Source organism: Streptomyces sp. NBC_00435 (genome assembly GCF_036014235.1).
In the GTDB taxonomy this organism is placed as follows: Bacteria; Actinomycetota; Actinomycetes; order Streptomycetales; family Streptomycetaceae; genus Streptomyces.
In genome coordinates this window covers 514,800-537,603 of the sequence record NZ_CP107924.1, presented here as the reverse complement: position 1 = coordinate 537,603, position 22,804 = coordinate 514,800, and the positions used below count along the sequence as shown (strand labels likewise).

Annotated in this window: 15 protein-coding genes; 8 read left to right on the top strand and 7 right to left on the bottom strand. The window is 73.4% G+C overall.

Features of this window, described 5'->3' with window-relative positions; translation table 11 throughout:
• Window positions 1-155 precede the first annotated feature (155 nt).
• Window positions 156-1,109 carry an alpha/beta hydrolase gene (locus tag OG389_RS02440; RefSeq protein ID WP_328296777.1) on the top strand — a complete coding sequence of 318 codons (954 nt, stop codon included), beginning with the start codon at window positions 156-158 and terminating at the stop codon, window positions 1,107-1,109.
• Between the two features lie 235 nt (window positions 1,110-1,344).
• On the opposite strand, the gene OG389_RS02435 is transcribed toward OG389_RS02440, so the two are convergent.
• The 4 genes from OG389_RS02435 to OG389_RS02420 form a co-directional block, all read right to left on the bottom strand.
• Window positions 1,345-4,677: a S8 family peptidase gene (locus tag OG389_RS02435; protein WP_328296776.1), complete on the bottom strand. Its 3,333-nt coding sequence runs from the start codon at window positions 4,675-4,677 to the stop codon at window positions 1,345-1,347.
• Window positions 4,678-4,998: 321 nt separating this feature from the next.
• Complete coding sequence (locus OG389_RS02430; RefSeq protein WP_328296775.1) at window positions 4,999-6,006, bottom strand: LacI family DNA-binding transcriptional regulator; 1,008 nt, start codon at window positions 6,004-6,006, stop codon at window positions 4,999-5,001.
• 103 nt (window positions 6,007-6,109) lie between these two features.
• The gene (locus OG389_RS02425; RefSeq protein ID WP_328296774.1) at window positions 6,110-7,684 is read right to left on the bottom strand and encodes a carboxylesterase/lipase family protein; all 1,575 of its coding nucleotides are present in this window, start codon (window positions 7,682-7,684) and stop codon (window positions 6,110-6,112) included.
• 115 nt (window positions 7,685-7,799) lie between these two features.
• Window positions 7,800-8,516, bottom strand: a complete 717-nt coding sequence (locus OG389_RS02420; protein WP_328296773.1) for a phosphatase PAP2 family protein — start codon at window positions 8,514-8,516, stop codon at window positions 7,800-7,802.
• Window positions 8,517-9,247: 731 nt separating this feature from the next.
• Between OG389_RS02420 and OG389_RS02415 the strand changes: the two genes are divergently transcribed.
• The 5 genes from OG389_RS02415 to OG389_RS02395 all read left to right on the top strand — a co-directional run bounded on the left by OG389_RS02415 (window position 9,248) and on the right by OG389_RS02395 (window position 16,577).
• Window positions 9,248-10,525, top strand: a complete 1,278-nt coding sequence (locus OG389_RS02415; protein WP_328296772.1) for an MFS transporter — start codon at window positions 9,248-9,250, stop codon at window positions 10,523-10,525.
• Between the two features lie 190 nt (window positions 10,526-10,715).
• Entirely contained in the window at window positions 10,716-11,645 is a 930-nt protein-coding gene (gene surE, locus OG389_RS02410; RefSeq protein WP_328296771.1) for a 5'/3'-nucleotidase SurE, read from the top strand.
• Between the two features lie 130 nt (window positions 11,646-11,775).
• Window positions 11,776-13,395: a carboxylesterase/lipase family protein gene (locus OG389_RS02405; protein WP_328296770.1), complete on the top strand. Its 1,620-nt coding sequence runs from the start codon at window positions 11,776-11,778 to the stop codon at window positions 13,393-13,395.
• Between the two features lie 219 nt (window positions 13,396-13,614).
• Window positions 13,615-15,102, top strand: a complete 1,488-nt coding sequence (locus tag OG389_RS02400) for a lipase family protein (protein ID WP_328296769.1) — start codon at window positions 13,615-13,617, stop codon at window positions 15,100-15,102.
• 17 nt (window positions 15,103-15,119) lie between these two features.
• The gene (locus OG389_RS02395; protein WP_328296768.1) at window positions 15,120-16,577 is read left to right on the top strand and encodes a hypothetical protein; all 1,458 of its coding nucleotides are present in this window, start codon (window positions 15,120-15,122) and stop codon (window positions 16,575-16,577) included.
• 60 nt (window positions 16,578-16,637) lie between these two features.
• Here the strand turns inward: OG389_RS02395 and OG389_RS02390 are convergent, their stop codons facing one another.
• Complete coding sequence (locus OG389_RS02390) at window positions 16,638-17,420, bottom strand: lysophospholipid acyltransferase family protein (RefSeq protein WP_328296767.1); 783 nt, start codon at window positions 17,418-17,420, stop codon at window positions 16,638-16,640.
• A 75-nt stretch (window positions 17,421-17,495) separates the two neighbouring features.
• On the opposite strand from OG389_RS02390, the gene OG389_RS02385 reads away from it, so the two are divergent.
• Window positions 17,496-17,747, top strand: coding sequence for an acyl carrier protein (locus OG389_RS02385; RefSeq protein WP_328296766.1), 252 nt, complete (start codon window positions 17,496-17,498; stop codon window positions 17,745-17,747).
• Between the two features lie 72 nt (window positions 17,748-17,819).
• On the opposite strand, the gene OG389_RS02380 is transcribed toward OG389_RS02385, so the two are convergent.
• Window positions 17,820-18,764 (bottom strand): ion transporter, encoded by a 945-nt coding sequence (locus OG389_RS02380; RefSeq protein ID WP_328296765.1) that lies wholly within the window; start codon window positions 18,762-18,764, stop codon window positions 17,820-17,822.
• Window positions 18,765-18,972: 208 nt separating this feature from the next.
• Here OG389_RS02380 and OG389_RS02375 point away from each other — a divergent pair, with 208 nt between their 5' ends.
• A complete protein-coding gene (locus OG389_RS02375; RefSeq protein WP_328296764.1) occupies window positions 18,973-20,289 on the top strand; it encodes a CoA transferase in 1,317 nt (438 codons plus the stop codon).
• Window positions 20,290-20,437: 148 nt separating this feature from the next.
• On the opposite strand, the gene OG389_RS02370 is transcribed toward OG389_RS02375, so the two are convergent.
• Window positions 20,438-22,462, bottom strand: coding sequence for a putative Ig domain-containing protein (locus OG389_RS02370; RefSeq protein ID WP_328296763.1), 2,025 nt, complete (start codon window positions 22,460-22,462; stop codon window positions 20,438-20,440).
• Window positions 22,463-22,804 lie beyond the last annotated feature (342 nt).

Below are 22,804 nucleotides of genomic sequence, written 5' to 3'. Positions count from 1 at the left end.
TGTGGTCTGCGGAAGTGCGTCGCTAGAGTCGTGATTACACGTGTAACACGTTAAGTCCCCCCGAAGGTCCCGTGCAAGCATTTCGGACATACGTTACGAAGCCGTGCCCCGTGCTTGCGGGCCCCCGGGGCCGCGCAGATTTTGGAAGGGCCGCAATGACGCAATCGCTCCCCGCCGCAGTCGACCTCGCCGACATGACCTGGCCGCCCCCGCCCTACCGGGCGCCGGACCCCGCCGTGACGGACGAGCACGGCATCCGACACTTCGACGGGGTCACGTACGCCACCACGCCCGGGTTCCGTCCCCGCCTGCTGGATGTACGGGTCCCGGCCGGGGAAGGCCCCTTCCCGGCGGTGATCTGGATCCACGGCGGCGGCTGGCTCGACGGCGACCGGCGTTACCCGCCGCCCACCGTGCCGGTGGAGCTGCTGCACGGGTCGGTCCTGGAGGCGGGGCTCGCGCTCGTCTCGATCGACTACCGGCACAGCCTGGAGGCCCCGTTCCCGGCCCAGCTGCACGATGTGAAGGCCGCGATCCGCTACGTCCGCAAGTTCGCCGCCGCCCTCGGCCTGGACGGCGACCGGATCGGGGTGTGGGGCGAGTCTGCGGGCGGCCATCTGGCCGCGCTCGCGGGTCTGGTCGGCCCCGACAGCCCGGAAGCCGAGGCACTGGAGGGTGCGCACGGCGTGGGGAGCGGGGAGACGGGCGTGCTGGCTGTCGTCGACTGGTACGGCGTCTCCGACCTGGTCGCCCTCGCCGATCACCCCATGCCCGCGATGCCGGGCGGGACGGACTTCCCCGACCCGTACGAAGCCCTCCTCGGCGGCACCGAAGCCGAGCGGCCGGCGCTGGCGCGGGTCGCCAGCCCGGTCACGTACGCCTGCCAGCCGGGCCTGCCGCCGTTCCTGCTGATCCACGGAACGCACGACGGGCTGGTCCCCTACAGCCAGAGCGAACGGCTCGCCGAGGCGCTCGCGCAGTCCGGCGGCGAGGTCACCCTGCGGCCGGTGCAAGGAGCCGACCACATTTTCCTGGGATCCCCGGACGTCGTCCCGATCGTCGCGGAGAGCGTCGCCTTCCTCGCCCGCCACCTGGCCGCGGGGGCCTGAGACCCGGGGTCGCGCGAAGAGGGGGCCGGCGTCGGGGGGCGCCGGCACGCCCCCACGCCGGGGACCGGGGCCCCGCGAAAGGTCCGGCCCGGCCCCGCGAAGTGCGGGGCCGGGCCGGACGGTTCACCGGTGCCGGGAGGGGCACCGGTCGTGGGTCACCGCGACGAGGTCACCGGCGTACGGTCACCAGGTACGGTCACCGCCGTGCTGGCACCTCAGGGGGCGTGCTGTCACCTCAGGGAACGAGGCGGTAGGCGTCCGTGATCGTCTCGCGCACGGTGTTCCCGGCCGTGTCCTTCAAGTACACCTGGAAGGAGACGGTCCCGGCCTTCGCCGGGTGCGTCACGGTCACCGAGCGCGCCCCCTTCGCGTCAGTGTTCACCACGACGGCCTTCCAGGTCCTGCCCCCGTCGTAGGAGGCCTTCACGACCAGCGCGGCGACCTGTCCCGGCGCGGCGGCCGTGCCGCCCACGTGCAGCGGCACCTTCAGGGTGCCGCCCACCCGGGCCGTCCCGCTCAGGCTCAGTTCCGGCGCCAGGCGCACCGTGGACAGCGGCAGCGTGACCGGTTCGTCGGACGGCGGCAGGGCCGAGGTGAACGCCCAGACCGCGGCCACCTTCGTACTGGTGGAAGTGTCCAAGGGGGAACGCGTCGCTTCCAGGCTCAGGTGGTACACCGCGGCGGCGTCCGGAACCTCCGCGCCGATCCAGCCGGGGTCCGCCTCCGCGATGACCCGGCCTCCGGACTCCAGCCGGGTGAAGCCTCCGGTGACCTGGGATCCGCCCGAGTGGCCGCTGCCGTCGTTGAACAGCTGGATGTTGGCGTCGATCCGGTTGCCGTACCGGGTGGCGCCGCTCTGGTGGTCCCCGGCCTCCATGCTGGGGCCGACCACGCCCGTGTTGAAGTCCAGGGCGTTGCTGCTGCCCGGCTTGTAGGCGGTCATGTCCGTCGTGTAGCCCAAGCGGTAGTCGCCCTGGGCGTTGGTCTGCGACGCGTCCCAAGTCCAGCGGTACCCCTTGGCGCTGACGTACTGGGTGCTGGTCAGCGGCAGGGTCTCCTCGATCGGCTGCCACATGCCGAGGGCGAAGCCGGTGTCGTCGTACGGCACGGCCCGGATCATGGACTTGGCTCCCGTCACGGACGCCCCGAAACGGAGCTTCACCTCGGCGAGCTCACCCTGGGCGACGGAGTGCGCGAACCCGGTGAACCAGCTGCCCGTGCGGGTGAAGGCGAGCCGGTAGTCGGCGCTCTTGCCGGCCGTGCCCGGAGCCCGCCACACCCCGTTGAGCTGCGCCCGGAAGCTGGTGCCCGCGGAGCCGAGGGCGGCGGTGAGAACCTTCGTCTGCCCGCCGAACTCCCAGGAACTGGCCACCCGCGCGTTGTCATCGGCGTAGCCGATGGTGCCGCTGACCTGCCGGGCGGCCGGATCGGGGACGGTGACGGCGAGGGGCTTGGCCTGGCGCAGGTCGAGCGCGATCGTGGTCTTCCCGGTCACCTTCACGACCGGCTGGACGAAGAGGCCCAGGCGGTCGTCCGCGCCGAAGACGACGCTCTCCAGCTGGTAGTCGCCCTTGGGCAGCCGGCGCACGACGGTCCCGTTCGTGCCGTTCGAGAACTCGTAGCGCCCGGGCTCCGCCCTGTCGAGCTTGGCGAGGAAGCTGGAGTAGCTCGGCGGGGCCGCACCGTTGAGGTCGGTGTGCTTCAGGACGACGTCGTAGGACTCCACCTCGCGGACGACGACGAGGCCGGTGCGGACCGACTGGCCGTCCCCGGTGGCCGTCACGGTGCCGCCGAACGCGCCGTCGAGCCCGCCCCGGCTGGTGTCGGCGGAGGCGGTGGTCCTCGCGCTGCCGCCGGCGGGGACGGTGAGCTCGGAGTCCTTGACGCTGAACATTCCGGCCGGGGCCGGACCGCCCTTGGGGTCGGTGCCGGTCGCCGACAGCCGCAGCTTGACGGGTTTGGTGCCGTAGTTGCGGTAGGTGAGGGTGTGGGAGAGCGGCTTGTCGTCGGTGTGCGGCCAGAGCTGCGTGCCGAAGTCGAGCGAGCCGGGCTCGGAGACGACGGAGGCCGTCACGGCCCGGGTCAGGTCGACGCGGCCGGCGCCCTGCTGGTTGGCGTTGAGCAGCGGGTTGGGCTTGGCCGATCCCGTCAGCACTGCCTTCAGCTGGGTGCCGCTCCAGCCGGGGTGCTGCTGGAGCAGCAGGGCGGCGGAGCCCGCGACGTGCGGGGTGGCCATCGACGTGCCCGACATGGTGATGTAGCCGTTGCCCTGGGGCTCCCAGCTCCGCGTGCTCTGGGCCGCCGTGATGTCGACGCCGGGGGCGGTGACGTCCGGCTTGGACTGGCCGTCGGCCGTCGGGCCGCGGCTCGAGAAGTCCGCGAGCTGGTCCTGCTTGTCGACCGCGCCGACCGTGAGTGCCTGGACGGCGCTGCCGGGCGAGGTGATCGTGCCGGGCCTGTCGCCCGAGTTGCCCGCGGCCACGACGAACAGGGCCCGCTCGGAGAGCCGGGCGATCGCCTCCTCCTTCGGGTCGAGGCCGGGGTTGTCCTGGCCCCCGAGGCTCAGGTTGACGACCTTCGCGCCCTGGTCGACGGCCCACTGCATGCCGCTGACGATGGACGAATCCGTTCCGTAGCCGTCGTCGGCGATGACCTTGCCGTCAAGGAGCTGTACTCCGGGCGCCACGCCCTTGTAGCGGCCCCCCGACTTCGCGCCCGTCCCGGCGATGGTGGAGGCCACGTGCGTGCCGTGCCCGATGACGTCCAGGGAATCGGACTCGGTGAAGTTCTTCTGGGCGGTCTCGATGCCCTTGAGGTCCGGGTGGGTCTCGTCGATCCCCGTGTCCAGGACCGCCACCTTGACGCCCTTGCCGGTGTAGCCCGCCGCCCACATGGCGGGTGCGCCGATCTGCGGCACGCTCGTGTCGAGGGTGGTGCGGACCTTGCCGTCCAGCCACAGGTGGGTGATGGGGGCCGCGGGGGCGGCTCCCGCCGTCCGGGCGCTGTTCGCGCCTGCGGTGACCGCCGACCACAGGGCCGTGACGCCGGCCTTGGGCGCGGCGAACGCCTCGCCGCCGACGGCGGGCAGGGGCCGGCGGTCGTCGCGGGCGACCCCGGCGAGCGGGTCACCGGTGGCCTTCAGCGCACTGGCTCCGGCCCCGCCTCCCCCTCCGGCCGGCCCGTAGCCGACGATCAGGGGCAGCGCGGTGCGGTGCGCGTCGTCGTACCCGTACTCGACCAGCTGGGCGACGTCGAAGAGCCGCCGGTCCAGGACGCCGTCACCGATCAGGCGCAGGGCGTCCTGCGGGACGACGTAGGTGTGCCCGGCCTCGCGCCGCACCGAGAAGACGGTCCCCTCACGGCCCTTGCCGCGAACGACCTGGCGGACGCCGCCGTCGGAGCCGACGACGACCCGGTCGCCGGTGACCAGCGTCACCGTCACGGTCGCGGACGGTTTCGTACCGCCCTTCGCGGTGGAACTCGCGGCCAGCGCCGGCTGGATGCCGGCCGACGTGACCCCGGCGATCAGTGTCCCGGCCACCGCGGCGGCGAGTGCCGCCGTTCTCACCCTTGATGTGGATCCCACCCGTTTTCCCCCAACTTCGTTTGCGCGCCAGCGCGTTCGTTCGCCGGTACCACGCCGTGGGGTCGAGCTCCGGTTCTCGCCGGGGGGAAGAGAGAGGGTGCCTTCCGCTGAGATACACCCCTGGTTGTAGCCGGACGCCTCCGCTGGTGGGAGGAACGGATCCCTCCGCCTCAGTGGCCTGCGGCCCGTTCGGCCCTGTCGGCCACGCGAACCAGGACGAACGGCTCCTTCGCGCCCCGCCGTCCCGTGCGTGCGGCCCGGACGGCCCACGAGGCCCAGGCCGTCCGGGCGGGGGTGTCCAGGCTAGGACGTCTCGCGGTGGATCAGGATCGGCTCTATCTCGGGTACGGGCGCCGTCGTACCCGTCTCGATCAGTTCGTGCACGGCGTCCGCGACCAGCGCGGGGGAGACCAGGTCCAGGCGGATCGAGGTCAGCGCGGGCTGCTGGAGCGCGGAGAGGACCAGGTCGTCGGAGCCCACCATCGCCACCTCGTCCGGCACCACGATCCCCGCGCCCCGCAGCGCGTGCAGCAGCAGCGCGGCGTACTCGTCGTTGTACGCGAACACGGAGTCCAGCCCGAGTTCCCGCCAGCGCCGGGCCAGTGCCGTCGCGGACTCGCGGGTGTAGGACAGCTCCACCGGGGTCACGGTGGCCATGTGCCGCGCGGCGACCGATTCGGCGCCGGCCAGGCGGGGCCGGGCGAGGGTGCCGAGGCCGCGCTCCTGCGGCATGACGACGCCGATACGGGTCCGGCCGCGGGCGATCAGGTGCTCGGCCGCGGTGGCGCCGATGCGGGCGTGGTCGAAGCCGATGGTGTGCACGCCCGGTACGGGGTGGGACGCGAAGGCCAGCAGCCCGCGCACCCCGGCACGGCGCAGCAGTTCGGCGGCCTGCGCGGTGAACCGGTCGCCGTCCAGGGCGATGACGGCCGCCGGGCGCAGCTCGGCCCAGGCGCGGGCGGCGTCGAGCGGGTCGGTGAAGCGGCCCGCGTGGAGGACGGCGGTGTAGCCGTGCCGGTCGAGCTCGCTGTGCAGATCGTCGACCCAGTCGCTGACGAGGCGGCCGACCGCGGAGATCGAGGAGGGCATCAGCACGAGATTGCTGCGGCCGGCACGCAGGGACCGGGCCGCCGCGTGCGGCACGTAGCCGAGCTGGCGGGCTGCGTCGAGAACACGGACCCGCGTGGCTTCGCTGACGCGATGGCCCTGCGTGTCGTTCAGGACGAAGGAGACGGTGGCACGCGACACCCCGGCCAGCCGGGCCACGTCGGTGCTGGTGATGGACGCGGGGACAGGAGTGTCTTTGGCCATGGGGTCTTTCGACGCTCCTTTTGATCGGCTCGGTGCCTTCCCTTCGAACGTTACACGAGTTAGATCAACGGAGCGCGGGCCCGCCCAGACGTGCGCCCCGCTCCTACGGGGCTCCGCGGGTGGCCGACTCGTGCATCCGGCGGGAATCGCCGGCGAGGTCGCCGAGTGCCGTGACCACGGAGTCGAAGCGCATGGTGGTCCGCGTGTCCTTCCCGTAGGGGGCCCAGGCCGGCATGCCCGGGTGGTTCGGGTCGCCGGTCCGCGCGAAGGCGATCCACGCCCGGTGCATGGTGTCCGCGAGACCGTCGCGGACGGCGGGGGCCAGACCGGCCGTGAGCGGGGCGTGGGCCCACCGGTCGAAGTTCGCGAAGGCGAAGGGAAGTTCGAGGCAGTGCGCGGCTCCGAGCCGGCCGTCGTACGCGGCGGAGGGCAGGTCGAACTGGTAGGCCCACACCGGGCGGCCCAGCTCCGCCCTGGCCTCGGCCAGTCGTAGGGCGGGGGCCCGGAAGAGCTCGTCGGTGATGAGGTCCATCAGGACGTCGACCGGACGGGCGCCGGGCCGCGAGCGCTCGTACGCCGCGTAGGCGCCGGGCGCCGCTTCGGGGCCGAAAGTCTCCGCGATGCGGGTGGTCACCCGGTCCCGGTCGGCCGCCGCGTAGCCCTCGTCCAGGGCGAAGCCGAAGTTGGCCTCCTCGCGGGTCCAGCCGATCATCACCTCGATGCCGGCGGCGGCCCCGTGCAGCAGGGCCTCGGCCGGATGGCGATGGAGGGTGGCGCCGTCGATGACGGGCAGGAACGGTGTCGGCCAGTAGCCCCAGCGCGTCGTCCGCGCGAAGAGCCCGCCGGTGGCGCCGATCAGGGCGGGCCAGGGCAGGGAACGTGCCTCGGTCAGCGTCTTGACCCCGGTGAGCTCGAGGAGCGCGGCGGTGCGCTCGAAGGAGGCCTCGGGGTCGGGCAGCTCCAGCCCGAAGGGCGGACTCATCAGGATCACCCGGCAGATCAGGCCCTGGGCCTCGGGCAGCCCGGCGAGGGCCGCGGTGGAGACCGCCCCGCCCGACTGGCCCGCGACGGTGATGGAGTCCGGGTCGCCGCCGAAGGTGGCGATGTTCTCCCGCACCCAGCGCAGGGCGGCGAGCTGGTCGGTCAGCCAGTGGTTGCCGCCGCTGTCCTGCGTACCGTCCGTACTACCGTCCGCGCTGCCGTCCTCGGAGCCGGGATGGAGGTAACCCAGTGCTCCGACACGGTAGTTGACGTTGACCACCACCAGGTCGCCGTCACGGGCGAAGGTCTCTCCCGAGTAGATCGGCAGCGACCCGGAGCCGGATACGAAGCCGCCCCCGTGAATCCAGACCAGGACCGGGCGGCGGGCCCCGTCGGCCGCGGGGGTCCAGATGCTGAGGGTCAGGCAGTCCTCGTCGAAGGGTGGCGAGCCGTGTCCGCCGAGGACCGGATCGCCACCCTCCATGTGCATCTGCGGGGCGCTGGGGCCGTCGGCCGTCGCGTCCCGGGTGCCGCTCCAGCCGGGGTGCGGCCGCGCGGGCCGCCAGCGCAGGTCGCCGACGGGGGGCGCCGCGTAGGGCACGCCCCGGAAGACGGTGAGCCCGTCCTCGGTCGCGCCGCGCAGCCGGCCCGCCGGCGGATTCACCACGAGCTGATCGGATTCTGGGGTGGATGCCATGAGTCGATCCTTCCTGGGCCGCGCGCCGAACGCGCGCCACGCTTCGACTCTATGGCGTGAAATCAGCGACCGTCAATGTTTCGCGATAGTGCGAGTGGTGGGTGTCGCGGGGCCGTCACATCCAGAGGGTGTCGGCCGCCATCCGCTCCGCCTCCGTCTCCAGCAGGGGTGCGAAGGCCCGCCACAGGAGCAGGCAGGCCCCGACGGCGGCCAGGGCTCCGGCGAAGGTGTCGCTCAGCCACTGGGCGTGCTGCCAGGTGCGGCTCCACATCATGGCGCCGGTGTACACCGCGCCGAACAGCCACCACCAGCGCCGGCCGCCCGGGGGGAACAGCACCACCGCGGCCGCGATCACCAGGGCCACCGCGCTGAAGACCTGGCCGGAGGGGTACGAGCCGTCGTTGACCAGGACCCAGGTGTGCGGGGGCCGCGGCCGGTCGGCCAGCTGCTTGAGGGGCAGCGCCACGATCATGTTGGCCAGGACGGCGGTGGTGAAGACGAAGAGCGCCGACCGCCAGCGCCCGTACATGCACAGGCAGCCCATCAGCAGCAGCGGCAGAACCGTGCCCAGCGGGCCGCCGAGGCGGTCGAGCACTGTGGCGAACCCGCTGGCGGCGTCGGCGGGCGAGCCGTTCAGCGAAGAGGCCCAGGCGTCGTCGAGGCCCTGGAAGAAGGGTCGTTCGTCCACGCGCAGGAGCAGTCCGCCCAGTGCGGACAGGAGGGTCAGCGCCGCTCCCCAGGCGAGCGCGTGTCGGGGTGGTGCTGCCGGTACCGGCCGCCGGGGCGGTCGGACGGGTGTCGGGGACGGTGTGGAGGCGGGGGACTGGGGCATGCCGGGACCTTTCGGGGGCGCCTCGCCGGGCGGTGGGGGCGTGCGGGGAGGCGTACGGGCGTGATGAGCGGGGTTTCGGGGAGGCGGGCGGGGTTCGTGGAGGTGGGCGGGGGTTCGCCGGGGGCGTGCCGGGGCCGCCTGGATCCGCGGAGCGACTGGTGCGGCGTCGCGGGTGCGGGGGCGGTGGGGGTTCGCCGGGGGCGTGTGGGGGTGGCCTGGATCCGCGGAGGGGCGGGTCGGCCGGTCGGCGGGAGCCGCGGGGGTGGGCGGGCCGGTCCGGTGCGCGGCGGCGGGGCCGTCACGGTGCGGCACGGAGTATTGCGGACGAGTGACCGTCGCCACAAGGGCAAGAGGGTTTTCAGACCAGCTGGCCCGTCCGGTGGCTTCATCCAGCTGGTTACACGTGCCCCAACTTGGATTCGCCCGTGGGTCACGATCTGTGCGGAGACCCGCGTCAACCCTTGGCGAGACCCCGGAGTGAGTGCTACACAGTGTCCAAGCAGTTCAAGTGACACGTGTAACAACGCCACGTAAACCGCACCACCGCACTACTGCAGACCGCACCACCGCACACCGCACCGCCGCACCGCGTCAGCCGCGTCGCGCCCGGCGCGGCCCTCCGGCGACGCCCCTCGTGTGCGACAGCACCCCCGGCGTCCTCGTCCTCCCCGTGCACCGCTTCCCGGCGGTATCCCCACGCCACCTCCCCGCTCCGTCCCCGAGGAGTCGTCATGGCCACCAACGAACTCATCGATCCGCCCGTCCCGGCGGACAACGAACCTTCCCACCGGCGCGGACTCCTGCTCCTGCTGCTGGTCGCCAACTCCGCGATGATGGCGGTCTACACGGGAGTCGGATCCGTCCTGCTGCCCACCCAGATCGCCGAGATCGCGGGCGACGACAAGGTCGCCGTCCTGGGCCTGATCGGCGGCATCAGCGCGATCTTCGCGACGGCGTTCAACCCGATAGCCGGCGCACTCTCCGACCGCAGCGGCCGCCGCAACCCCTGGGTGCTGGGCGGCGGCCTCGGCTCGCTCGCCTTCCTGGCCCTCCTGGGCAACGTGAGCACCGCGCTGCTCGTGGGCATCGGCTGGTGCCTGGTCCAGGCGACCATGAACGTCTACCAGGCCGCCGTCACCGCGATCGTGCCCGACCGGGTCCCGACCGCCCGGCGCGGTACGGCGTCCGCGGTGGTGGGCCTGGGCCTGCCCATCGGCGGTACGGTCGGCGTGCTGATCGCCTCGCAGACCGCCGAGCACCTGACCGTCGGCTACCTCGTCCTGGGCGGGGTCATCGCCGGGGCCGCGCTGCTGCTCACCACCCTCTGCCGCGACCTGCCGCGCTCCGCCGACGGCCAGGACGCCACCGGCCCGGCCGCGCCCGCCGTACCCGCTGTCCCCAAGGGTGCGCAGGTCAAGGCCTTCCTCTCGGCGCTCGGCCACCACGACTTCCGGTGGGCCTTCATCGGCCGGGCCCTGATGGTGCTCGGCTACTTCTCGGTGGTCGGCTATCAGCTGTACATCCTGGACGACCACATCCACCTCCCCGCCGGGCTGACCCCGCCCGCCGCGATGGCGGTGCTCACCCCCGTCTCGATGGTCGCGATGGCCGTCTCGACGGTGGTCGGCGGGCTGCTGTCCGACCGCTGGAACCGCCGGAAGGTCTTCGTCGGGGTCTCCGCGGCCCTCGCAGGGCTCGTGATGGTGGTGCCCGTCGTCAGCCCGACATGGGCGGGCATGATCGTCTTCAGTGCCCTCAACGGTCTGGCCTTCGGGTGCTTCATGGCCGTCGACACCGCGCTCGTCACGCTCGTACTGCCCCGCGCCGAGGACGCCGCCCGTGACATGGGCGTCCTCAACATCGCGAATGCCGGGCCGCAGATCATCGCCCCGTTCGTCGCCTCGGCCGTCGTCACCTCCCTGGGCGGTTACACCCCCCTGTTCCTGGTCGGCGGGGCACTGTCGCTGATCGGCGCTCTCGCGATCCTCCCGATCCGCAGCGTGCGCTGACCCCGCCCGCCTCCCCAACCTCCCGCCCGCCTCCCCAACCTCCGGGCCGCCTCCCGCAACGCGGCGGCCCGGACCGCGGCGGGCCCGCGCCGAGGGTCGCGGGCCCGCCGGCCCCACTCCTGCAGACCCTCATCCCGCAGCAACCCCTCCTACACGCCCTCTCCTACACACCTCTCCGAAGGAGCGTTCCGTGCAACGCAAGCGAGTTCTGCCGCTGGCCGCCCTGCTGCTCTGTGCCCCTGCCCTCGCCGGTACGGTGCCCGCCGCTGCGGCCTCCGTACCCGCGGCCGGGCCGGCCCCCGCGCCCGTGCCCGTCGGCCCGCTGCGGATCCTGCTCACCAACGACGACGGCTACAACGCCCCGGGCATCCGCCTGGCGTTCGCCCGGCTCACCGCCGCCGGGCACGACGTCACCATCGTCGCCCCGCTCACCAATCAGAGCGGCGCCGGTACGAAGACCTTGAACGGCCCCTCCCTCGCGGTGCGCCACCCCGAGCCGAAGGTGTGGGCCGTCGACGGAACCCCCGGCGACTCGGTGGCCTTCGGCCTCTCCGAGGTGTTCGAGGGGCGCGCGCCCGACCTCGTCGTGTCGGGCACCAACTTCGGACCGAACGTGGCCGCTCTCGCCACCCACTCCGGGACGGTCGGCGGCGCGATCGCCGCTCTGGACGCGGGCGTTCCCGCCATCGCCCTGAGCACCGGCGGGGTCACCGCCCCCGATCCGGTGACCACGGTCAACGCGATGGCTCCGACGCTCGACTTCGCCGTCGACCTGATCGACCGGCTCCACCGCCGGGCCAGGTCCGGCCCGCTGCTGCCCAAGGGCGTCGGCCTGAACGTCAACCACCCGGTGGTGGGAGCCGACGGCAAGGGCACAGCGGCCGGGGTGGCCACGACCTTCCAGGACCGGCAGGCGCTGCTGAAGGCCGACTACACCGACGCGGGTGACGGCACCTGGAAGCTGGGCGTGAAGGTGGATCTGCGGACGCCGGCCCGGGGCAGCGACGTGGAGGCCGTGAGCGCAGGCAAGATCGCTGTCAGCCCGATGAACGCCGACTGGAACACCGGCCCGGTCGACTTCGCCCTCACCGCGGCCCTGATCGCCGGGCTGCGCCCGTAGCACCCACCGATCCTCCGGGGGTGGGGCGGGCGTGTGCCCTGACGAGCCCGGCCCGCCCCGCTCCCGGGACTTCCCACCCCCGGAAACCGCCCCGACCCGCCCCCGGAACGCCCCGACCCCAGGAGTACGCATGAGACGGCTCTGGACCCGCATCGCCCGGATCTCCCCGGCGAGACCCTTACTCGGTACGGCACTCGCGCTCACCACGCTGCTCGCCGCGGCCCTCCCGGCGACCGCCTTGCCGGCCGGCGCCGCAAGCGGCCCGCCCCGCCCGGTGGTGTCCGTGGCGCAGGGCGCGCTGCGCGGCCTGATCCACGACGGGGCGCAGGAGTTCCTCGGCGTGCCCTACGCCGCCCCGCCGGTCGGGGCCTCCCGGCTGCGCGCCCCCCGGGAGCCGCGGCGCTGGAGCGGGGTGCGCGAGGCGGGCCGGCAGGCGCCCGCCTGCCTGCAGTTCTCCCCGTTCGGGCTGCGCGATCCCGGGGCCGTCAGCGAGGACTGCCTGTACCTGGACGTGTACCGGCCCCGGGGCGTCCGTACGGGGGACCGGCTGCCGGTGATCCTCTGGATGCACGGAGGCGCGTACAGCCAGGGGACCGGCACCCAGTTCGGCGGCCGCACGATGGCGGAGCTCACGGGCAGTATCGTGATCAGCATCAACTACCGTCTGGGGCAGCTGGGTTATCTGGGACTTCCCGAACTGGCCCGCCAGGACACGGCCCGCTCCGGTTCCTTCGGGCTGATGGACCAGATCGCGGCGCTGCGCTGGACGCGGGAGAACATCGGTGCGTTCGGCGGGAATCCGGGCAACGTGACCGTCTCCGGCCAGTCGGCGGGCAGCGGGTCGGTGTGCGCGCTGCTCGCGGCACCCTCCGCGGCCGGGCTGTTCCACCGGGCCGTCCTGCAGAGCGGCCCGTGCACGCTGCTCCGTACGCCGGACAGGGCGCGGGCCGAGTCCGAGGCGCGGGCCTTCGCGGTGAGCGCGGGCTGCGCGGACCCCGCCGCGGTCGTCCCGTGCCTGCGTGCCGCCTCCGGTCAGGCGCTGGTGGACGCGGCCCGTACGCTGCCCACCTCGGGCCCCGCCTCGGGTGACGGGCTGCTCCCGCGGGAGCCGGCGGCCGCGATCGCGGCGGGCGGCTGGAACAAGGTGCCCGTGCTGATCGGGAGCACCCGGTCGGAGGCGCGCTTCTTCGTGGCGCTCACCCAGCCCCACCTCACGGACGGGCAGTACACGGAGCAGATCCTGTCGGGCTACGGTGCGGCGGGCCCCGAGGTACTCGCCCGCTACCCGGTGGCGGCCTACGGATCCGCGTACCTGGCGCTGTCCGCCGTCATGACCGACTCGACGTTCGCCTGCCAGACGGCCCGCACCGCGCAGCTCTTCTCCAGGCAAGTACCCACCTTTGCCTACGAGTTCGACGATCCCGACTCGCCCACCCTGGCGGGCGCGCAGGTGCCGGGGCTGGACGAGTCGAACGCGCACAGCGCCGAACTGGCCTATCTGCACGACTTCGAGATGGGCGAACGGCCCCTGACCGCCGTCCAGAGCGCTCTGGCGACGCGGATGAAGCGCTACTGGGGTGCCTTCGCCCGCTACGGGATTCCCGCCGTGCCGGGCCAGATCCCGTGGCCGGCGACCGGACCCGCGGGCAAGGTGCTCACCCTCAGTCCGACCGCGACCCGCCTCGACCCGGACTTCGCGGCGGACCACCAGTGCGCGTTCTGGGGGACCCTGCCCGACCTGCCGCTCTGACCGGGGGCGGGCGACGCGCCGGGGTGAGGAGCGTGCCGTGTCAACACGGGAGCCCGCTCCTCACCCCTCGGACCCGGGCCGACCGTGCCCGGTCCCCGGCTGGTCCGGGCGCGGAGTCCGCCCTGTTCACGTGCGACCCGGGTGAGATCGACTGCCAGCATGCCGATGTGGGCGACGGATACCAGGCGAAGCCGTCGCGCAGGCATGAGAGGTGGGAACGTGACTGCTCGGGCGGTGGACGGGGCGACCCGGGGGCTGTCCCCGGGGCAACGCCCCGAGGGCGCTGCCGAGGCGCCGCCGAACGGGGGCCGGTTGGACCGGAGCGAGAGGCCGGACCGCACGGACCCCGCCGACCGGTCGGACCGCGCCGATGCCGACCTCCTCCTGGCAGCCTCGGTCCTCCTGGCCGACGCGGCCCTCACGGCGAAGCAGGCGGGCGCCGAGCTGACCGGCGCGCTGTGCAGCTGGCGGGTGGGACTGGAGGCACTGCGCCGACCGGGCTGGGCCCTGGGTACGGCGATCTCCTGTGCCAGGGCGCTGACCAGCCCGTCGGGGCTCGGCTTCGGCGCCAACGGCGGACCGGTCGGTGAACTGGCGCGGATGGCCGGGAGCGTGACGTACCGTCGGCCGGCCGCCGTCGCCATGGCCGTCGACGCCTTCGCCCTGCGGATCAGGGCGATCGCCGTCGACCATCCGAACCTGGACTCGCCCCTCGCCAAGCGGCTGACGGACGCCATGGTGGCCGGGCGGCGGATCGAGGCCTTGCGCGCCATGTACGCGCTCGTCGAGCGCCTCGGGGTCACCCGCGCCCTGACCACGGTCAGTCCTGTGATCATGGAGCTGTTCGCCCTGCTGGGCCTGCTCGACGAGAATCCGGTCAACGACGGCTTCCCGTGGGTGACCCTCGCCGGAGGAGTGCCGACCACGGATCCTTTCCTCGGGCTCCCGAGCGCCGTGCTGAAGTGCCTCAACCCGGGTCCCGGACGGGCCGAGCGCGTGGAGGCGGACTCCATCCTGGCGAAGGTGCTCGCCACGTCCGCCAACGACATCGTCAGCTACGTCAACGACATCGGAACGCTGGGCAACCACGGACTGGTGCTGCTGCGCCGCGTCGAATGCGCCGACGGCGCCGTCCGGTACGTCCTGCTGCTGCCCGGAACGAGCTTCGGACTCCTGAGCAACAGCACCCCGCAGGACCTGGTGGGCGCGTTCGACGGGTTGCTGCACACCGATACCACGTACACCCGCGCCGCACGGAAGCTGCTGCTGCGGGCCGGTGTGCCGACCGGATCCGAGGTCATGTTCGTCGGGCACAGCCTGGGCGGGATGACCGCGATGAACCTCGCGGCGGACGTGGAGCTCTCCTCCCGCTACCGCGTCACGCACGTGATCGCCGTGGGCTCCCCGATCGACGGCAAACGGCCCGCCGACCACACCACGCGGGTGATCAGCCTGGTCAACAACCACGACGTGATCCCGATGCTCGACGGCCGCGGGCCCGCATCCCCCAACGAGATCCCCGACAGCTGGGTCGAGTTGGCCTGGCTGGACGAGTCGTACGACTATCCCCTCTCGCACGCTCCGCAGGCCTACTCGGACACCCTGCGTGGCTCCATGGCGCACCACCGGGACCGGGTCAACGAGCTGATCGGCGCCTACGACGGCCGGATCGTCGGCAACCAGCCCTACATGCTGCGCGACAAGTGACCCCGGGAGACCTTCCGATGACCCCTGCCCACAACGCCGCCGACAGCGGGACGACGGCGCCGCGGCCTCCCGCGACGGCCTGGGCCCTGGAGAACACCGTGTTCAGCGCTGCCATGGCCGCCCACCGGCTGCCGTGGACCGACGCCCCGGCCCGCGCTCTGGGCCTGGACGCCCTGACCCGTGAAGGGGTGACGCGGGCCCTGCTGGAGCACCTGCGGCGCACCCGCTCGGGGCGGCCGGTCCGGGTGAGCACCCCCTTCGGGACCTTCCTCGTGCCGCTGACCCCGGCCGTGTCCGAGTCCCTGCTGGTCCGGGCGGACGAGGCGGGGGTACTGGAGCCGGCCACCGGGCTCACGGCCGGCGGGCACCGGTACGGGCTGCCGCCGCACACGGCGGTGCCCCCGGAGGCCCTCGTGCCGGACGGTGGGCTGCCCGCGCTGGTGGCCGAGGAGGCGGACGCGGCGATCGCTGCCCGGCGCGGGGACGGCACGGTGGAACGGGGGGCCTGGTGCGAGGTGATGGGGCGGCTGAGCCGTCGCCTGGTGGCGGGCGAACCGGCCGCCGGGGACACGCTGCTGAGCGAGATCGTCACCCGGGCGAGGTCCGCGAAGGGCCGCGGGGCCCGGGAGGAGCTGGCAGCAGCCCTGCACCGGCGGACGACGGCCCTCTACCTGGAAGGCAGCGACCCGGCCTCGCTGGTCGGCCGGCTGGTCGCGGCGGGCACCGACGTGGACACCGTGGTCGCGGCGGTCGCGCACGTGCTCGACCTGGTCTCCGAGGCCAGCTCCACGACGGCCCTGCAGGCCCTGGCCCTGCGATCGGTGGAGCCCGCGCTCACCCCCGAGGAGGCCGTGGCCCGGGCGCTGAGCCACTACCCGCCCGTGGCCGCCGCCGTGCACCGGGTACGGGCGCCGTTCGTCTGGGAGGACCTCGCGATCGGCGCGGGCACGGAGATCCTGTGCGCTCCGGGCTGGCTCTCCCCGGCGCGGGACGGCGCGCGCCCCGGTGCCTGGCCGTCGGCGCTGTGCGGAGCACCGTCCGGGTGCGCCGCGACCGGGTTCGGGGCGCTCGTCGCCGAGGAGCTCGTACGCGCGGTCACCGCGGCCGCCCGGCCGTTCGTGCTCTCCCCGCGGCTCACCGCCGGACGGCTGCCGGCCACGCTCGACGCGCGAACCCTGCTCGTGGCGCTCGAACCCTCCGGCGGTCCGGGCGACGGCCGGGTGACGGTCGGCGGCCCGGCGGCCGTACCGGTCCGGGTGCGCGGCTGCGCACCCGCCTCGTACGGGGCCCTCGCGCGGGCGAGCGCGGAACGACTGGAGGGGCACGCGGAAAGCCTCGCGGCCTGCGCGGGGGCGGCCGGCTGGGCCGAGGACGGGACGGCGGAGAAGTTCCGCATGGTCCTGCTCGACCACTCCCGGCGCTGTGCGGACGCGGCCGACGGCGTACGGCGGGCGGCCGACCGCCTGGCGGACTGAGGCGGCCGGACCCGGGGCGCGGACCGGGCGGCGGGAGGGCCGCCACCCGGTGCGCCCCGCCTACCAGAAGGGTGTCGCGCGCCTGCGGCGCTCCCTGTTGACCAGGGACTGCACGGCGTCCTGGCTCTCGGCGCACAGCCTGCGGGCCGCGGCCGACCGGGCGGCGAAGGACTCGGGCCGGGGTGGCGCGGGGATCGGCTCCCCCACGGTGATGAGCCATTTCGAGGGCAGTGGGAAGAGGGTGGTGAGCGGGAAGTAGGGGAGGTCGAACAGGCGCGCCAGAGCCGGGACCTCACCGATCTTCGGACAGGCTTCCTCGGCGCCGATGACGGACACCGGGACGACGGGCGCGCCGGCCTGGAGGGCGGTTACGGCGAATCCGGGGCTGAAGGGCCGCAGCCGGTAGCGGTTGCGAAAGTTCTTTTCCAGGCCGGCGATTCCTTCGGGAAACACTCCCACGAGTTCCCCGGCGGTCAGGTGTTCCAGTCCGAGTGTCGGATCGAGTGGAATGGCGCCGATTCTCCGGGCGTACGGGCCGATGACCGGGAATCGAAAAGTAATGGGTGCGGCGGGAATGCGCAGAGGGCGGTTCAGGTGGCTGGTGAGTACCTTTCCGAGGATGAGCGCGTCGAGCCCCCAGGCCCCCGAATGGTTCGCCACGACGACCGCGGGTCCGTCCGCCGGAATGTTCTCCCACCCCGAGACGTCCAGCCGGAACCAGTCCTCCACCAGCCAGTCGACCAGGCGGTCCCAGGCGTCCACTCCTGCCCCGCCGAGCAACTCCTTCACGTACCGGAGTTCCGCGGCGCCCGCCCCGATCACGTCCCTGACGCTTTCCGACACGAGTATTCTCCTTTTCCCGCCGGTCGTCGGCGCCACCCTGGCGCAATGGCGGCAATACCGCAAATGAGGTTTGCTGTGACCACTTCCGCACCTGAATCCACGATCGATCTGATCAGTGAACTGCTCGTCGAGACGTTCGAAATTCCATCCGAGGAGGTGCGGGCGGACGCCCGGATGCTGGATCTGCTGACCGACTCGATCATGATCGTGGAAATGGCCATGGTCCTGCAGGAGAGGCTGGGCCTGAAGCTCGCCGAGGAGGAACTGCGCGACGGCACCCTCGCCGAATTCGCCGGGGTCGTCGACGCACGGCGGACCGCGGGCTGACCCCGCGGCCCGCACGGGGCCGTGGTCCAGGCACCCCCGCCCACCGGCAAGGGGTGCCCGGCCGGGCTTCGGTCAGCGGGCGCCCGCCGAGGCGTGGGCCGGTGGGGCGGCGGCGTCGGTACCGGGCAGGGGCGCGGGCGGGACGTGCACGGAGCCGAGCTGGTTCTCCATGTCGTCGAGGGCGCTGCGTACCGCCGCGATCCGCAGGAGGAGTTCGTCGGTGGCGTCCGGCGCCGTCCGCGTGCCAGCGAGCAGGGCCCGCTGCTCCTCCCGCTCGCTCTCCTCCTCCATCTCCCTGGCTTCCTCAAGGGCGTTGAGGACCACGCCGATCAGGACGTTGACCAGGACGAACGAGGCGAGCAGCACGTAGGAGGCGTAGAAGAGGATGCTGAAGGGGGAGATCGCCAGCCCGTCGTGGACGGCGTCGCCGAGCCCTTCCAGCGTCATCAGCAGGAACAGGGTCAGCCCGGCCCGGCCGATCGACCCGTAGTGCTCGGGGTCGTGACCGGAGAAGCTGATCCAGCCGATCATGGCGTACACGTAGACGATCAGTGCGCCCACGAACAGGAAGCTCACGGTGCCGGGCAGGCTGCGGCCCACCGCGACCAGGAGGATCCGCAGCTGGGGCATGAACCGGGCGGTGCGCAGCACGCGCGCCAGCCGCAGCAGCCGCAGCAGCGTGGTGTTCTCCCGCAGGAACGGGATGAAGGCCGAGGAGACGACCAGCAGGTCGAAGACGTTCCAGGGGTCCCGGAAGAAAGCTTTCGGCCGGTCGGCGTGCGCGCCCAGGCGGATCAGCATCTCCAGGGTGAAGACGATCACGCAGAAGCGTTCGGTGGTCGTGAGCAGGGCGCTGTACTCGGCGGACAGGCCGCTGTACGTCTCGACGCCCAGCAGCAGGGCGTTGAAGAGGATCACCGCGAATACGGCGAGCGAGAAGGCGGGTGCCTCGCACACGCCACGGCAGGGTCCGGCAAGCCTTCCACGCCAGGTGTCCACCGCGGTCGGGTCGGTCATCGTGCTCCCTCGTACGGGCCACCGGCCGCCCCCGGCCCGCACGCGCCGGCTGCGCCGCGACGGAAGACGAGGCTGCCGAGGCGATGTTCATGTTCCGGGTCGTGTAACGCCGTACGGAGGAATTCGAGACGCCCTGGAGCTCGGTATCGCCCGATCGGGGATCTGGCCGGCCCCGCACGGCCCGCGGCGCGGCGGGCAGGATGGGCGCATGACGAGTCGTGACGGTGGGACCGTGCAGGCGTGGGCCGCGTTGGGCGGGCCCGGGGAGTTGGCGCAACGGATCGGATACCGGGGAGCGAGCGGGCTGGGGGACGGCCCGCTGCCCGTACGGGAGCTCGCGCGGGCCACGGTCGGCGTGTGCGCCCTGGCCGCGGCCGAACTGGCCGCCGTACGCGCGGGAGGCGGTGCGGACGACGTGGCGCCGCTCGTGGTCGACGAGGGTGCCGTGGCCACGGCGTTCGTCAGTGAGCGCCATCTGCTGGTGGACGGCCGGACGCCGTTGACGTTCGCGCCGCTCTCCGGATTCTGGCGGGCCGCCGACGGGTGGGTACGGACGCACGCGAACTATCCGCACCACGAGGCCGCGCTGGTACGCGTACTGGACGCCCGGACCCCCGAAGCCGTGGCCGGGGCGATCGCGCGACGGGCGGCGGTGGACGTACAGGAGGAGGTCTATGCGGCCGGCGGGCTCGCGGTGGCCGTGACGCAGGGGTACGGGCCCGCGCGACCGCTCGTGGAGACGACGGAGTCGGGCGTCCGCGGACGCCCCCTGGGGGCGGGCACCGGAGCGCCGATGTCCGGGGTGCGGGTGCTCGACCTGACCCGGGTGATCGCCGGACCGGTGGCCACCAGGACGCTCGGGCTGCTCGGGGCGGACGTCCTGCGGATCGACTCCCCGGGCCTGCCCGAGTCGGACGACGCCTACGCGGACACCGGGTTCGGGAAGCGGTCCGCGCTGCTCGACCTCGGCGCGGCGGGGGACCGGGCGGTCTTCGAGGGGCTGCTCGCCGGGGCGGACGTGGTGGTGACGGGCTACCGGCCGGGCGCGCTGGCGCGGTACGGGCTGGAAGCGGGCGAGTTGCTGGCCCGGCGGCCGGGGCTGGTGGTGGCGGAGCTGAGCGCGTGGGGCCGGCGGGGCCCGTGGGCGGGTCGCCGGGGATTCGACTCGCTGGTGCAGGCGGGGTACGGGATCTCCGCCGCCTGCGGAGACGAGCACGCCCCCGGAGTCCTCCCGGCGCAGGCCCTGGACCACGGCACGGGGTACCTGGTGGCGGCCGGGGTGCTACGGGCACTCGCGCGGGGCGGTGGCCGGGCCCTGCGGTTCTCGCTGGCCGGTACGGCCTCCTGGCTGGTCCGCGAGGTTCCCGCGGCGGACCCCGCCGAACCGGGTTACACCCCGGACCCGTGGCTGCGCGAGACCGGATCGGGATACGGCACCCTGCGGTACGCCGCCCCGCCGCTCGGGACCGGCACATGGGGCCGGGGCCCTTCCCGCTGGGGGACCGACCGGCCGGCCTGGCTGTGACCGGGGCCGGGGGCCGGGCCCGAGGTCCGGCCTGGCGCGGGAGGACCGGAGGACCGGGACGGGGCCCCGGCCAGGGTGTTGGCCGGGGCCCCGCCGGATGGCCGCCCGCCCCCGGGGTGCGGGGCGGCGGCGTGGTGCGGACGGTGGGCTAGAAGTAGACGTTCCAGGTCACGCTGACCGACGAGGACTTGCCGGCGGCGTCGGTCACGGTGAGGGTGCTGCCGCCGAAGCCCCAGCTGGTGGGCGAGCCGGTGATGACACCCGTGGCCGCGTTGACGCTCAGACCGGTGGGAAGGCCGGTGGCCTTGAAGGCGTAGGGCTTGGTGCCGCCGGTGGCCTGCAGGGCGAGGGTGACGGGCTTGCCGATGTAGACGACCTGGTTGCCCGGGTTCTGCAGGACGGGGCTGGTGCCCGTGACGGCGCTGACCGTCCAGGAGAACGTGGCGGACGCGGTCTTGCCCGCGCCGTCGGTGGCGGTGACGGTCACGCTGGAGGTGCCGGCCGTGGTGGCCGTGCCGGTGACGGTGCCCGTCGCGGAGCCGATGGCCAGGCCGGCGGGCAGGCCGGTCGCGGACCAGGTGTAGGGGGCGGTGCCGCCCGCGGCCTTGACGGTGAGGTTGGCCGCGGCGCCGACGGCGGAGCTCTGGCTGCCGGGGTTGGTCACGGACAGGGCCGTACCCGCGGTGGTGATCGTCCAGGAGAAGCCGGTCGAACCGGTCTTGCCGGCGGCGTCGGTGGCGGTGACGGTCACGTTGGAGTTCCCGGCGGTGGTGGGCGTGCCGGTGACGGTGCCGGTCGCGGAGTCGATGCTCAGGCCGGCGGGGAGGCCGGTCGCGGACCAGGTGTAGGGGGCCGTGCCGCCCTCGGCGCTGTTCTTCAGCTCGGCTATCCGGGCACCGATGACGCCGCTCTGGGCCGAGACCGCCGAGACGGTGACATTGCCGGGCTGCGGGGTGGAGGTGACCAGCGTCAGGTTGAACTTGCCCAGGGCCTCGATCACCGGCTGGAAGATGGTGTACTTGTCACCGCTGCTGGAGGAGCAGATGGCCTCACCGCCGCCGGAGTGCAGGCCGACGGCCTTTCCGCCGGTCGCCGTGACGTACGAGCCGCCGGAGTCGCCGCCCGCCGAGCAGGCGCTGGAGAACGACAGGCCGCCGATCTTGACGTTGCCGTAGTCCACCTCCTGGTTGACCTTGGTCACTTCGCCGCACCGCATGCCGGTGGTCTGCCCGGAGCGGCAGATCGCGGTGCCGACGACGGCCTCGGCCGATCCCGTGACGGTGACGGCGGCATGGGTCTGGTCGCCCGCGACGGTGGGAGCGAGGTTCCATCCCGGCTGGTCCACGTCGACGAGACCGAAGTCCCCCTCGGGTCCGTTGACACTGCTCCGGCCGTCCTTGTTGGACGTACCCATGCGGGTCCCGTCCTTGCCGTAGGCGGGCTGGTTGACGTCGTTGGTGCAGTGACCGGCCGTCAGGAACGTCTTGGACCCGCCGTTGGTGCGGGTGGCGGGGAAGCCGATGGAACACGGGCTCTCACTGCCCGGCACCCACTTCTCGCCCCCGACCACGTCTGCTTGCTGCCGCGGACTGCCGGAGGTCTCGCTCACATGGACGACGTCGCCCAGGGCGGCGAGGCGTGCCACGAAGGCGTCGGTGGAGGTGTCCCGCGCCGTGCGGTCCACCGTGACGTCGATCCGGTTGTTCCGGACGTCGGGACCCCACGACACCACCCCCGCGACCCCGGCGCCGATGTCACGGGTGACCGTCCGGGCGGTGGCGGCCAGTTCGGCGGGGCTGTACCGGGCCGGCTGGGCGACGGCGCCCGCGTCCCGTACGAGCGCGGCGTCCGCGGCGTTGGAGACCGCCGCGTTCAGACGTCCGGTCGAGGCGTCGAACCACATGCCCGCGACGCGGTCGCCGACGCGGCCCCTGATGAGGGTGGCGGCCTCGCGGGCCGCGGCCTCGTCGGCGACGCGGCCGCGCACCTGGTCGGCGGAGAGACCGAAATCGCGCTGCATGGCCCGGAGGATCTCCGGGGACACGGGCGGTCCGGGAACCGCGGCCGCAGTGGCGTGCGCGGGCAGGGCGCCCAGGCCGCCGAGTGCGACGACGGCCGTGACCGAGGCGGCCGCGACGGAGGCCCACAGAGGCCTCTTTGACAGATTTCGCACGGGAATCCCTTCATGGGGGCGTACCGGAGGGGTAGGCCGGTACGGATGCACGTCCCGCAGGGGAGCGCGGGACCCTTGGCGTCCCCGGAGCCCGCAGTCGGGGGAGCCGCGTCAGCGCACTCCGGGGTGGCCAACAGAGTGATCCCGGGCTGGTGTTGAGAGCATCGGAGGAATCCCTTGTCGCCCCTGGGCCTCGCGCCCGCGCGCGTGGCGGGAGACGTCCGGGCGTCCAGGGGTACGGCGGCACGCTCGCCGCGCGCGACGAGGGGGTACGGCGAGCCGTCCGGACCGCGCCCTCGCTCCTCCCGTGGAGGACCGCGGTGCTCCGGGCGTTCCACCCCG